This window comes from Thalassospira lucentensis MCCC 1A00383 = DSM 14000, from assembly GCF_000421265.1.
GTDB lineage: Bacteria > Pseudomonadota > Alphaproteobacteria > Rhodospirillales > Thalassospiraceae > Thalassospira > Thalassospira lucentensis.
On record NZ_ATWN01000003.1, the window covers coordinates 469028 to 482413 of the forward strand.

Sequence of the window (13386 nt, forward strand, 5' to 3'; positions counted from 1 at the left end):
ATTTAGACATGAATTCAAAAAGGTAAGGCAGTTCACATCAGTGACCCGGCTAGCTTGTCGCCACAGCCAGATCCTTTTTCGCAACCGGCTCGGCCACGGGCTTTGCCGTGTCATCAGAACCATCTGCAAAAAGCTCGGAAGAATATTCACCGTAAAGTTCTTGGAGGAACGCCGGTGTCAGTTGGCTTGACGGTCCGTCAAACACAACTTCACCATCGCGCATGGCGATGGTGCGTTTGCAATAATCCTTGGCGTAATCGACTTGATGAAGAGATACGATCACAGTGACGTTGTCTTCGCGGTTTACGCGATCAAGCGTATTCATCACCTTGCGCGATGATGCCGGATCAAGCGACGCAATCGGCTCGTCAGCCAAAATAAGACGTGCACCCTGTGTGATTGTGCGTGCAATGGCCGCACGCTGTTGCTGACCACCGGAAAGATGACGAGCTTTTTTAGTTGCATGCCCATCGATGCCAACACGTGCCAAGGCACTCATGGCACGCATACGCTCGGATTTTGTAAACATGCACAAAGACCCGCGCCATGCTGGTACACGCCCCAGCATCCCCATCAGAACGTTGGTCAGAACCGTCAAGCGGCTCACAAGGTTGAATTGCTGGAAGATCACACCGATGTCGGCGCGCACCTTGCGTGCACCACGGGAAATCTTGCCATTTTCCTGAATGGTCTCGCCAAAGACGGCAATCTTGCCACCATCACGGTCCCCGCGCAGCAAACCGGCGATATGGCGAATAAGGGTGGATTTTCCCGAACCGGATGCGCCAATCAGCGCCACCATTTCACCTTCCCGAACCTGGAGCCTGACATTATTCAGAGCACGCTTGTCACGGGAAAAGCTTTTGTTCAGTCCGGATATATCTACAACCAGCATCAAATATTCGCCTGCATATGTTTCGCTGGAGGATGAAACTACGCATGAACGGCGACTCTATGGTGACACTGATGTTACAGTTCGATGATTACGGAGGCCTAATTTGCCCGACAACAATTAAACTTGTCTATACATCAAGTATTTTTAGAATTAAAAATCAGGGTATGAAAATAGAAACTGTCATAATCATATTTACATGCAAACATGATTACTAAAAAAGATATAATCTGAAAATAATGATCGTGAAAAACCACATAAATATAAGTAAATATCCTCAGCCATACGGCAAACATGGTCAATTTCTATATTCTATTGATTGCATCCATGACGTCTTCTTCAATCTCTATCCCGTCGGACTCTGCCTTCTGTCTAACCGACTTACCGCGTAGCCCTGGAAGTCGCACACCTTCTTCGGCGGCAATTTCATTGGCAATGCTGGCAAGGTGATCTGCAATATCGGACCCACCAGTTGCTACGGGATCAATGGCAATGATCATTTGCCCCAATGCAGGTGGCCTGCCTTTATCATCAAACAGTGATGATGACTGGTGACCAAACTGTGCCCCTGTAAGCCCCGCTGCCAAAAGCTCAACCATCATGGCCAGTGCGGCACCCTTTACCCCACCAGCCGGAACCATTGTACCTTCGAGGGCCTTAACCGGGTCTGTTGTCGGATTACCATCGGTATCGACCGCCCAATCACCCGGAATTGAAACACCCTTTTGTTTGGCCGCCATGATCTTGCCGCGCGCGACCTTGGACAAGGCAAGGTCAATCACAATCGGGTCACCGGCATTCCCAACCGGCACACCAAAAGCAATCGGGTTGGTTCCAAACATTGGGCGACGCCCACCCCATGCCGCCATCGCAGCCGGTGCATTGGCAAACATCATCGCGGCCAGACCCTGCTCGGCCAGTCGTTCAACCGTCAGCCCCATAACCCCCGCATGATGTGATTTGTGGATGGATGCAATCGCAATCCCCTGACGACGTGCCATTTCGGGCAGATGTTTAACCATCAAATCCAAAGCCGGATAGGCAAAACCAAACTGCGCATCAATCTGCAAGACGCCCGGTGTCGGCATTTGCATTGTCGGCGTGGCAAAGCCATCGACTTTGCCTGCACGTGCCTGAGCACAATAGGCGGGCACACGACGAAACCCATGCCCGCCCTGCCCGGATGCCTCGGCGGCTACCAGCGCCGTTGCAACGGATGTCGCGTTGTCTTTACGGACCTTTGATCGGATCAATGTATCACTGACGAGCGCATGCGCATCGGACAGAGAGATTTTCATGATGAGGTGGCCTTGGACTTGGATGTTCTGTCATGAAGGGCAGGATCCATATCATAGCCAAATCAGCTCATATTGCGCAAAGGCGTTTTCATTTCAGTATGTGGATGACGATGAAGGTTCGGCCTTGCGCTAAAATATTGCCTTAAACATATGCGACAGTGTCACTGAAAATAGGGAACAGTCTGGCCATACTTGTGCGGTATAGGCCGGGACAGAGATAAAAACGGAAAATCATCATGCTTACTGTCAAATCGACGACGCTTTCTTCCTTTGCTATGGCAAGTGCCCTGTTGCTGGCAGCCTGCAACACCACCAGTAAATCCGAACAGCCCGAAATGGTAAGTAACTGGTCGGCAATAACGGGCAAGAATTGGCAACTCTCAATGGTCGTGGACGGGAACGAAACCCTGGCCCCAATGTCACCCGTTCTAGCCAGTGCAAATTTCACCGCAGACAGCAAAGTTGTCGGGTCGACCGGCTGTAACCGTTACTTTGGTACATATGAAGAAAACGATGGGAAACTGAAATTATCGCCGCTTGGCGCCACGCAAATGATGTGTGTTGAAGATGCCATGGCGATCGAAAACGCATTTAATAATGCGATGGAAAAGGTCAGCGATTGGCAGCTCGCCAAAGATACGCTGGTGCTAAGCGACACCAACGGAAAACCGATCATGGAATTTGTCCCGATCACGCCGTAAAAATCTCAAAACAAAAATCGCACGTCAAACGTGCCAAACGTAAGAAGGGGTGCAAATTTGCACCCCTTCTTTTCTAAGATTGTCTTGTTCTGCAATGCGCAGGACAAGCATCAGTCGCTGTCGACAGTTGCCTTGGAGTTCGCACCAACCGCCTTGGGTTCCGTACGCAATCCTTGAATGATCGAATAACACGCCAGCAGCAGAACAATTGCAAATGGGAAGCCGGTAGAAACCGCCATCGCCTGCAACGATCCAAGACCACCGCCCAGAAGCAATGCAATTGCCACCAGTCCTTCGAACGTGCACCAGAACACACGCTGCGGCACTGGCGCATCCACCTTGCCGCCAGCTGTAATCGTATCGATCACAAGCGAACCGGAATCCGACGAGGTCACGAAGAATACAATCACCAGAACGATACCAAGGAAGGATGTAATTGCCTGCAAAGGCATCTGCTCAAGCATCGTAAACAGCTTGATCGGAAGGCCTGCCTCGGCAATCGCAGTAACGCCTTCAGTCACCATGTGAACGGCAGTCCCGCCAAATGCGGTCATCCACAGAATGCAGACCAGTGACGGAATGATCAGGACACAAGTGAGGAACTCGCGCACGGTGCGACCACGCGAAACACGCGCAATGAACATGCCGACAAACGGTGACCAGGAAATCCACCAAGCCCAGTAGAACGATGTCCAGCCTTGGCTAAAGTTGGTATCGGCACGCCCAACCGGATTGGAAAGTGCCGGCAGATATTCAACATAGGCGACCAGACTGGTGAAGAAGCCCGTGATGATGTCCATCGTCGGCCCAACCAGCACAACAAACAGCAAAAGTAATGCCGCCAGCACCATATTGATTTCCGAAAGGCGTTTGACCCCGGCATCAAGCCCGGCCAGCACCGAAATCAAGGCCACACCGGTAATTGCAATGATCAAGAAAACTTTTGATCCATCGCTGACCGGAATATCAAACAGGAAGTTAAGACCGGCGTTGGCTTGTTCCGCACCAAAACCAAGTGACGTCGCCAAGCCAAACAGCGTGGCGAAAACCGCAAGAATATCAATGCAATGACCAGTCCAGCCCCAAACGCGTTCACCAAAGATCGGATAGAAAACCGACCGCATGGTGAGCGGCAATCCCTTGTTAAAGGAAAACAGCGCAAGTGCCAGTGCCACCGTGGCATAGATTGCCCAAGGATGAAGTCCCCAGTGGAAAATCGTTGCCGCCATGCCAAGATCAAATGCGGCATCTGCATCACCGGCCGCAGCACCAAGCGGTGCCCAGTCGGTTCGCATGCCGTCATCCCCGAACGCAGTTCCACCAAACGAGGACGTGAAATGCGAAATCGGCTCAGACACACCGTAGAACATAAGACCGATGCCCATGCCTGCGGCAAATAGCATCGCGAACCACCCTGAATAAGAGTAATCCGGGGTCGCATCAGCACCACCAAGACGCACACGTCCAAGCGGCGAGACAATTAAGAACAGGCACAACACAACAAAAACATTGGCAACCGATAGGAAGAACCAGTCAAACGTCGATGTCAGCCAACCGCGAAGGTCGTTAAACATCGGCCCGACACTTTCCTGAAAGGCCAGTGTGAGGAAGACGAAAGCAACAATACACAATCCGGAAATCAAAAAGACCGGATTGTGTACATCAAGGCCAAAAGGCCCTATCTCTTTTTGGAAATTGTCTTGCCCGATTTCATAATCCGTCTTGATCGGGTTTGCCGCACCGTCTGGGCTTTCAATGCCCGTGTCAGCTTCTGACCCCATTTTAAACTCCCTAAGTTTATTTGATTTACAGCTACCCCTAGCCGAAAATTCGATAAGACTGTTGCCTAACGCACAAGGAACACTGAAAGATCCGAGTGAGACGCAACATATCCTCCGTGAGAAGCAAAAATATGGTCCGCAACGCCGGGGACATGCGTTGCCATCACGATCAGATCAGCACTAAGTTCGTCGGCCTTGGCAACGAGTGCCTTACTCAAGTCAACAGCTGGGTCGTGCGAGATATGCGCACTTGCTGTCGCAGTAACGCCAAATTTCGCGCTACAGGATTTCGCAAACTCAGACAGTTTCTGCTCAAATTCTTTCGGGTTATGCGCCACATCCGAAGGTGTATTTACCCCCACACCGAGGAAACAGATTTCCGCCTTATAATGCAGAGCTAAATCGACGGCCGTTTGAATTGCCTTTTCCAACTTATCGGCATGGGCCAAATCGATAGGTACGAGCACCTTTTGATACATTGATCCCTCCCTTGTACACACCATCCTTACAATCAGATCGCTTGCGATCAACAGGACAGTTTCGAAAGCGTAACACCGACAGGCATCTAAATCAAAATCACCATTTACAAAGTCTGTCTTTCGCATACGCGAAATAGTCGAGGAAAACTAGGAACCTGTCGTTTGACAGTAGTTGTTCATGAGACCTGTCTGGATAGGGTTGGGTTTCTGCAATCCATTTCGAATCGCAGTTTCGAATATTTTTTGATCAAACCAACTGACTTTTGTCAGCTGGTTTTGGTCTTTTTCCTGTTCGAACGTGAAATTTTCAATTTTTTTTTAATCCGATAATTCACGCATATACCAATTGGCACTCGCACGGCATCAAACCCTTATTCTGCAAGGTATTTCAAAGCAAAACATATCGATTTTCTATGCTGTTTTTTCGCGAAGATTATTGGTCGAATATCTATTTTCAGGTGCGAAAATCACCTGACACTTCCTGCCAGCGGCTTGATGCATGTAAGGCACCCATGTCACGATGACACAGATTTGTGCACTGTCTGTCCCACACAACACGTGCTGCCACGCCGAAACATTGATTGGTTTCGGTGAGGTTGACCTGTTGGGTGCTTTTCCTTTTAGGAGTTGCATCCATGGTAGTGCACACACCCGTAGGGGATAAATTTTGTGGCCAAAGGGGGGCTCATCAACTGCACAAAAGCAGAGGCATGACAAAACTAGCAGAATTCAGAACTGCGCCATGCCCGATGTGCCGAAACGGTACCAAGACCGGCCTTGAAGAACCAAGACCAATCAAGAGGCCGGAACTGCCACAGCAATACATAATTCAACAAGTTTATGACATATCAGAGAAGGAACTGGGATGACTGATCCTATCAAGTATTTTGCGTCACGTGTCAGTGCACACGAAATGAACCGTCGTGAATTCATTGGCCGTTCCATGGCCGCTGGTCTGACCCTTGCGGCAGCGACCAGCCTTTATGGCAAATCTGCCATGGCACAGGAACCCAAGCGCGGCGGTCACCTGAAGCTCGGCCTGCAGGGCGGCTCTTCAACCGACGTCATTGATCCGGCGAAATCTTCTTCGCAGTTCACCTTTGCCATGAACCGTAACTGGGGCGACACGCTTGTCGAATCGCACCCGACAAGCGGCTTGGCTGTACCGGCACTTGCTGAATCCTGGGAACCGAATGCCGACGCATCGGTGTGGACTTTTAAAATCCGCAAGGGCGTTGAATTCCACAATGGTTCCGAACTGACCATTGATGACGTTATCAAAACCCTGAACCGTCACACCGATGAAAAATCGGAATCCGGTGCTCTGGGTGTTCTCGGTTCGATCAAAGGTATCGAAAACAAGGGTGGCGATCTGGTCATCACCCTTTCTGAAGGCAACGCCGATCTTCCACTGCTGCTGAGCGATTATCACCTCGTGATCCAGCCGGGTGGCGGGTATGACGATCCAAGCTCTGGCATCGGTACCGGTCCGTTCAAAGTTGACAACTTTGAAGCCGGTGTCCGCGCGACATTTGTTAAAAACGAGAACGATTGGCGCAGCGACCGCGGCTATGTTGATTCCGTCGAAATGATTGTGATGAACGATGCCACCGCCCGTATGGCAGCCCTGTCATCGGGTCAGGTTCACTTCATCAACCGCGTTGACCCAAAAACCGTCAGCCTGCTCAAGCGCGCACCGAATGTTGATATCCAGACCACATCCGGTCGGGGTCACTATGTCTTCATCATGCATTGCAACACCGCACCGTTCGATAATAACGACCTGCGTCTGGCGCTGAAACATGCGATGGACCGTGAAACCATGGTCGAAAAGATTCTTGGCGGTTACGGCAAAGTTGGTAACGACTTCCCGATCAACGAAACATACGCCCTGTTCCCGGAAGGCATCGAACAGCGTTCGTACGACCCGGATAAGGCCGCATTCCACTTCAAGAAATCCGGTCATGATGGTTCGGTTTTGCTGCGCACATCCGACGTTGCATTCCCGGGTGCTGTTGATGCAGCCGTTCTGTATCAGGAAAGTGCGAAAAAAGCCGGTATCGACATCGAAATCAAACGTGAGCCGGGTGACGGTTACTGGTCAAACGTCTGGAACGTTCAACCGTTCAGTACCTCTTACTGGGGTGGTCGTCCGACCCAGGATCAGATGTATTCAACAGCATATCTCTCCTCGGCTGACTGGAATGATACCCGTTTCTTCAACACGGATTTCGATAAAGTGTTGCTCGAAGCGCGTGCCGAACTGGATCAGAACAAGCGTAAAGAAATGTACCACGACATGGCACTGATGGTCCGTGACACCGGCGGTTTAATCCTGCCGATGTTTAACGACTTTGTGAACGCGACGACGACGAATGTTTCTGGTTTTGTTCAGGACATTGGTAACGACATGTCAAACGGCTATGTCGCAACACGTCTGTGGCTCAATAGCTAAGATCGGGATTTATCCCAATTACGATTATGCGGGATCACGGTTTTTACCGTGATCCCCATCTCGTTGTTGGCTCACGTGATTGAATGACGGTCTGATCGAAAATTCCAGATTGGTTACGAAGATGGTTCTTCGTTGTCCCACCCGTCTTGAATTTCCGCTCAGGCCCATACAGGGAGAATGTGTTTATGGCCAATCCCTTGGCCGGCGTGTACGCCGCGCGACACCGACTAAAAGAAAGCCATCCTTTGACGGTCTTGATCGTCGAACGGCTGGGTTTGAGTTTACTGTTGCTTTGGGCTGTTTCAGTCCTGATCTTTGCAGGGATCGAAGCCTTGCCGGGTGATTTCGCCCAAACTTACCTTGGTCAATCGGCCACACCACAGTCCATTGCAAATATACGCGCCGATCTTGGTCTGGATCGTCCAATCACCACGCGCTATTTCGAATGGCTTGGCGGGGTTGTGCAGGGTGATTTTGGCAACAGCTGGGCCAGTGGTGCCCCGGTGACCGAACAAATCACCAAGCGCCTTGGCAATTCGTTATTCCTGGCGTTCTTTGCGGCGGCCATATCCGTACCGCTGGCAGTTGGCCTTGGCATGGTTGCGGTCCATTATCGCAACCGCATTCCGGACCGTGTGATTAATATCCTCTCACTGGCGGCAATTTCATTGCCTGAATTCTTTATCGGCTATCTGCTGATTGTCTTCTTTGCTGTCCAACTGGGTGTCGCGACATTCCCATCAACCGTCTATGATGGCATGCCGTGGTCTGAACGCATGGCGGCCATAGCTTTGCCAACGGCAACACTGGTTATGGTGGTTTTGGCTCATATGATGCGTATGACCCGTGCGGCCATCATCAGTGTGATGTCATCGGCATATATGGAAACAGCAGAGCTCAAAGGCCTTGGCGCGTTTAAGGCGATTGTCAAACATGCAGCACCAAACGCCATTGCCCCAATCGTCAATGTGGTTGCACTGAACCTGGCTTACCTGGTTGTCGGTGTTGTCGTGGTCGAGGTTGTCTTTGTCTATCCCGGCATGGGGCAATATATGGTCGATGCCGTGACGGTACGCGACATGCCCGTGGTGCAGGCCTGCGGCCTTATCTTTGCTGCGGTTTATATCCTTCTGAACATGGTGGCCGATCTTGTCGCCATTATCGCCAATCCGAGACTGAGGCATCCGCGATGAGATTACGTGAAATCCCGCTGACCGCCTGGATCGGTATTCTGGGCATTCTATTTGCATTTTTCTGTGCTGTTTTTGCATCCCTTATTGCACCCTTTGGCGAACGTGAAATTGTTGCCGGCGTTTGGGAACCCGCCAATGAGCTGTACCTTCTAGGCACAGACAACCTTGGACGCGATCTGTTATCGCGGTTGATTTACGGTGCACAAACAACGCTGTTTGTATCGCTTGCGGCATCAATCCTGTCGTTTTCGATCGGTATTTTCCTGAGCTTCACAGCCGCCGTATCAGGCGGTCCAATTGATCAGGGGCTATCACGCCTAAACGATTTGATGATGTCGATCCCGACATTGATCTTCGCACTGGTGGTTTTGGCCGTCCTGCCGCAAAACATCTTTATCCTGATTGCCGTTATGGCAATTTTGGATTCCACGCGTGTCTATCGTCTGGGTCGTGCCGTGGCGCTTGATATTGCGGTTATGGAATTTGTTGAGGCTGCCAAACTGCGCGGTGAAGGCCGGATGTGGATCATTTTCCGCGAAATTCTGCCCAATGCGCTCTCTCCATTACTTGCTGAATTTGGTCTTCGTTTCGCCTTCTCGATCCTGTTCCTGTCGACCCTGTCATTTCTGGGCCTTGGCATCCAACCGCCTGCGGCGGACTGGGGCGGCATGGTCAAAGACAACAAGGACGGTATCATTTTCGGCATTCAGGCCGCCCTTATTCCCGGCGGCGCAATTGCGGCATTGGCCGTCTGTGTGAACATGGTCGTCGACTGGTTGCTAAAACGTACGTCCAGCCTGAAAGGAGGACGCGGTGATGTCTGATCTTTTATCGGTACGCGATCTTCGCATTGGCGCGACCATTTTTCCACCGGGTGAAGACCCGCAGGATATCGATATTGTGCACGGTGTTTCCTTTGATCTGCAAAAGGGCAAAGTCCTTGGTCTGATCGGGGAATCGGGTGCGGGTAAATCCACCATTGGTCTGGCCGCCCTTGCCTATGGCCGCGGCGGTGTCCGCATCACTGGCGGGCAGGTTTTACTTGATGGTAAAGACATCCTGTCGATGAACAAAAAAGGCATTCGCAGCATCCGTGGTGCACGTGTTTGCTACGTTGCGCAATCGGCTGCGGCATCCTTTAACCCGGCGCATAAGCTGGGCGATCAGGTGATTGAAAGCTCGATTGAACATGGGTTGATGACGCGCGAAGAAGCACGAAAGCGCGCTGATTACCTGTTTGAAATTCTTGGACTTCCTGATCCCCATAACTTTGGGGACCGGTATCCCCATCAGGTTTCCGGCGGTCAGCTGCAACGTGCCATGACGGCCATGGCGCTTTGTTCCAACCCGGAACTAATCGTCTTTGACGAACCGACAACCGCCCTTGATGTCACAACCCAGATTGACGTTCTGGCCGCGATAAAAAACGCGATTGAGAAAACCGGAACGGCAGCACTTTATATCACGCATGACCTTGCCGTCGTCGCGCAGATTTCTGATGACATCATGGTCTTGCGCAATGGCGATACCATTGAATACGGCCCGGTCAAACAGATCATTGAAAACCCGCGTCAGGACTATACCAAGGCGCTGGTCAATGTCCGTCAGACCAAACTGGCCGAAGCCCGAGATCAATCTGATGCGTTGCTAAAAGTTGAGAACATCTCGGCGGCGTATGGAAATGGTGTTCAGGTTCTTCATGACGTATCGCTGCATGTGCCGCGGGGTCAGACCCTTGCCGTTGTTGGTGAGTCCGGTTCGGGAAAATCTACATTGGCGCGTGTCATCACCGGCCTTTTGCCCCCGTTTGAAGGCAAGGTCACCTTTGTCGACGAAGAACTTTCTGCCGAACAAAAGAAACGGTCTCGCGATCATTTACGCCGTATTCAGCTGATCTATCAAATGGCCGATACAGCAATGAACCCGCGCCAGACAGTGGGCCAGATCATTGGCCGTCCGCTACAATTCTATTTCGGAATGCGTGGTGCTGCGCGCAAGGCAAAAGTCATCGAACTTCTTGATGAAATCGAGATGGGCGAAACGTTCTATGATCGCTATCCAGCCGAACTTTCCGGTGGTCAGAAACAGCGCGTGGCAATTGCGCGCGCACTGGCAGCCAAACCAGAATTGATCTTGTGTGATGAGCCAACTTCCGCCCTTGATCCACTGGTGGCCGAGGGGATTTTGGATCTTCTGATGCGTTTGCAAAAAGAACGCCAGGTATCCTATCTGTTCATCACCCATGACATTGCGATTGTACGCGCGATTGCTGATTCTGTAGCGGTCATGCTGCAAGGCAAGCTGGTCGATTTCGGGCCACGGTCCGAGGTCCTGAACCCACCATTTGATGATTACACCGACCTCCTGTTGAAGTCGGTTCCGGAAATGAAGCTGGGTTGGCTGGAAAATGTCCTTGCCACACGTAAAATGGAAAGTGCTGGTCACTGACAAGTCGTTCAGAACATGCAACAAAAGGCGGATCGCATAAAACGATCCGCCTTTTCTCATAAGCCATCCTGTAAACCAAAACTTCAAGCTCCAAAGGACGCCCCACAATGTCCGACCGCAAATTCACTGTAATTGAAAACACCTTTATCACTTTGGACGATGGCACCCGACTTGCCGCGCGCATATGGATGCCCGATGGCACCGATGCCGATCCGGTCCCTGCTGTGTTTGAATTTCTGCCCTATCGCAAGGGCGATGGTACCTGTTCACGCGATGAGGCGACCTATCCAGAATTTGCCAAGGCCGGGATCGCCGGTGTCCGGGTTGATATCCGGGGATCGGGTGAATCTGATGGCGTAATTGACGGCGAATATACCGAACTTGAGTTGGCCAACGCGGTTGAGCTGATTGCATGGATTGCCAAACAATCCTGGTGCAATGGATCGGTCGGCATGATGGGGATTTCATGGGGCGGGTTTAACTGCCTTCAGGTCGCGGCCCTTAATCCTCCGGCGCTTAAGGCCGTGATTTCAATTGCCTCTACCGTTGATCGATATAACGACGATATTCACTATAAAAACGGTTGTCAGTTGGCTGTGCAACTTTCATGGGCTGCGACCATGCTGGCCTATCAATCACGCACACCTGACCCCGAACTGGTCGGTGATGACTGGCGAAACATGTGGTTGCACCGGCTTGAGCAAGAACCGTTTTTCCTTGAAGAATGGTTGGCGCATCAAACCCGTGATGACTTCTGGAAACATGCATCAATCTGCGAAGATTTCGATGCGGTCAAAATCCCGTCCATGGTGTTAGCCGGATGGGCCGATGGCTATCGCAACACCCCGATCCGGGCGATTGAAGGCATGCCTGACCGGTCCAAGGCGCTGATTGGTCCATGGGTGCACAAATATCCGCATTTCGCATGGCCAAAACCGCGTGCCGATTTTATCGGAGAGGCAATCAATTGGTGGAACAAATGGCTGCGCAACGAAAATAATGGTGCCGATACCCTACCGCAAATGCGCGCCTATATCCTTGATGGGGTAAAACCCGCCCCGCGTCGGGACTTTGATCCGGGGTTCTGGGTTGCCAAGGACAGTTGGAGCACACCTGAAACCCGTTCGATGTTTGTGGCAGCCGGAAAACTGTCGTTTGAGGCTGGCGACGATAAAATGCCTGCTGCCGATATCTATTTGAAATCACCGCTCGATACCGGGACGGCGTCAGGAGAATATTTCACCCTGAAACCAGACGCGGAAATGGCGATTGATCAGCGTGGTGATGATGCCGGATCATTGGTGTTTGAAACCACCCCGCTTGACGTTGAGGTCGACCTTTTGGGGCGCCCGGTGCTGAACGCTGATCTTGAATGCGACGCAGATTGGTCAAACCTCTGCGCGCGTCTTGTTGATGTTCATCCTGACGGCACGGCAACCCGGGTTTCGTTTGGCGTGTTAAACTTGGCGCATCGCGATCTGGCGGCGAATTACGACAATCCGCAACCGATGCCGCGCGATAAGAAAGTCACAATCACGCTGACACTCGATGCTTGCGGGTATCGTTTCAAACCCGGCCATCGTATTCGCCTAGCACTTTCGACATCCTACTGGCCGATGATTTTGCCGCCGCCCTTTGATGCCGGGCTTACCATTGCACCATCATCAATCAAATTTGATCTGCCGCTTTTGGGCAATCATGAAAAAATTACGGTTAAGCAACCCGAGAACCCCGATCCGTTACCGACCTATATCGAACATAAGCCAAGCCGCACTGAACGCAGTGTGCAGCGCAACCTCACACAGAACGAAACACGATACCGCATCTATGAAGATACCGGTTTATTCGAACATCCCGATTCCCGTCTTGCCACCCGTTCAGTACGCAGCGAAACCTGGACCATCAATCCGCTTGATCCCAATAGCATGCGCGGAGAGGCGGCATGGACGTGTGATTTGAAGCGTGATGAATGGTCGGTACGCACAGATTGCCATGCCGAACTCAGCTGTGATCGCGACAACTGGTTTGTCAGTGCATGGATGATCGCCTACGAAGATGATCAGCAAATATTTGAAAAGAAATGGGAAAAAACCATTCCCCGCAATTTCATGTAAACACGAAAAGGGCCGGTTATCCGGC

Annotated in this window: 10 protein-coding genes; 6 read left to right on the forward strand and 4 right to left on the reverse strand. The window is 51.4% G+C overall.

Features of this window, described 5'->3' with window-relative positions; translation table 11 throughout:
* Positions 1-49: 49 nt before the first annotated feature.
* Together phnC and K355_RS0108950 are read right to left on the reverse strand one after the other, a co-directional pair.
* Positions 50-895, reverse strand: coding sequence for a phosphonate ABC transporter ATP-binding protein (phnC, locus tag K355_RS0108940; protein ID WP_022731789.1), 846 nt, complete (start codon positions 893-895; stop codon positions 50-52).
* Positions 896-1197: 302 nt separating this feature from the next.
* The gene (locus K355_RS0108950; protein ID WP_022731791.1) at positions 1198-2190 is read right to left on the reverse strand and encodes an Ldh family oxidoreductase; all 993 of its coding nucleotides are present in this window, start codon (positions 2188-2190) and stop codon (positions 1198-1200) included.
* Positions 2191-2426: 236 nt separating this feature from the next.
* Here K355_RS0108950 and K355_RS25065 point away from each other — a divergent pair, with 236 nt between their 5' ends.
* Positions 2427-2891: an META domain-containing protein gene (locus K355_RS25065; RefSeq protein ID WP_022731792.1), complete on the forward strand. Its 465-nt coding sequence runs from the start codon at positions 2427-2429 to the stop codon at positions 2889-2891.
* A gap of 110 nt (positions 2892-3001) precedes the next feature.
* Here the strand turns inward: K355_RS25065 and K355_RS0108960 are convergent, their stop codons facing one another.
* A complete protein-coding gene (locus K355_RS0108960; protein ID WP_022731793.1) occupies positions 3002-4672 on the reverse strand; it encodes a BCCT family transporter in 1671 nt (556 codons plus the stop codon).
* A 65-nt stretch (positions 4673-4737) separates the two neighbouring features.
* Positions 4738-5151 carry a universal stress protein gene (locus K355_RS0108965; RefSeq protein WP_022731794.1) on the reverse strand — a complete coding sequence of 138 codons (414 nt, stop codon included), beginning with the start codon at positions 5149-5151 and terminating at the stop codon, positions 4738-4740.
* Positions 5152-6016: 865 nt separating this feature from the next.
* On the opposite strand from K355_RS0108965, the gene K355_RS0108980 reads away from it, so the two are divergent.
* The 5 genes from K355_RS0108980 (at position 6017) to K355_RS0109000 (ending at position 13361) form a co-directional block, all read left to right on the forward strand.
* Positions 6017-7606, forward strand: coding sequence for an ABC transporter substrate-binding protein (locus K355_RS0108980; RefSeq protein WP_022731797.1), 1590 nt, complete (start codon positions 6017-6019; stop codon positions 7604-7606).
* A 185-nt stretch (positions 7607-7791) separates the two neighbouring features.
* A complete protein-coding gene (locus tag K355_RS0108985; RefSeq protein ID WP_022731798.1) occupies positions 7792-8799 on the forward strand; it encodes an ABC transporter permease in 1008 nt (335 codons plus the stop codon).
* The gene (locus tag K355_RS0108990) at positions 8796-9623 is read left to right on the forward strand and encodes an ABC transporter permease (protein WP_022731799.1); all 828 of its coding nucleotides are present in this window, start codon (positions 8796-8798) and stop codon (positions 9621-9623) included. Before K355_RS0108985 ends, K355_RS0108990 begins: the two co-directional genes overlap by 4 nt.
* Complete coding sequence (locus K355_RS0108995; protein ID WP_022731800.1) at positions 9616-11247, forward strand: ABC transporter ATP-binding protein; 1632 nt, start codon at positions 9616-9618, stop codon at positions 11245-11247. Before K355_RS0108990 ends, K355_RS0108995 begins: the two co-directional genes overlap by 8 nt.
* A gap of 107 nt (positions 11248-11354) precedes the next feature.
* Positions 11355-13361 carry a CocE/NonD family hydrolase gene (locus tag K355_RS0109000; RefSeq protein WP_022731801.1) on the forward strand — a complete coding sequence of 669 codons (2007 nt, stop codon included), beginning with the start codon at positions 11355-11357 and terminating at the stop codon, positions 13359-13361.
* Positions 13362-13386 lie beyond the last annotated feature (25 nt).

Bases quoted from the DNA above. Each gene is read 5' to 3' on its own strand.
- phnC (WP_022731789.1), bottom strand. From the start codon at position 895: ATGCTGGTTGTAGATATATCCGGACTGAACAAAAGCTTTTCCCGTGAC.
- K355_RS0108950 (WP_022731791.1), bottom strand. From the start codon at position 2,190: ATGAAAATCTCTCTGTCCGATGCGCATGCGCTCGTCAGTGATACATTG.
- K355_RS25065 (WP_022731792.1), top strand. From the start codon at position 2,427: ATGCTTACTGTCAAATCGACGACGCTTTCTTCCTTTGCTATGGCAAGT.
- K355_RS0108960 (WP_022731793.1), bottom strand. From the start codon at position 4,672: ATGGGGTCAGAAGCTGACACGGGCATTGAAAGCCCAGACGGTGCGGCA.
- K355_RS0108965 (WP_022731794.1), bottom strand. From the start codon at position 5,151: ATGTATCAAAAGGTGCTCGTACCTATCGATTTGGCCCATGCCGATAAG.
- K355_RS0108980 (WP_022731797.1), top strand. From the start codon at position 6,017: ATGACTGATCCTATCAAGTATTTTGCGTCACGTGTCAGTGCACACGAA.
- K355_RS0108985 (WP_022731798.1), top strand. From the start codon at position 7,792: ATGGCCAATCCCTTGGCCGGCGTGTACGCCGCGCGACACCGACTAAAA.
- K355_RS0108990 (WP_022731799.1), top strand. From the start codon at position 8,796: ATGAGATTACGTGAAATCCCGCTGACCGCCTGGATCGGTATTCTGGGC.
- K355_RS0108995 (WP_022731800.1), top strand. From the start codon at position 9,616: ATGTCTGATCTTTTATCGGTACGCGATCTTCGCATTGGCGCGACCATT.
- K355_RS0109000 (WP_022731801.1), top strand. From the start codon at position 11,355: ATGTCCGACCGCAAATTCACTGTAATTGAAAACACCTTTATCACTTTG.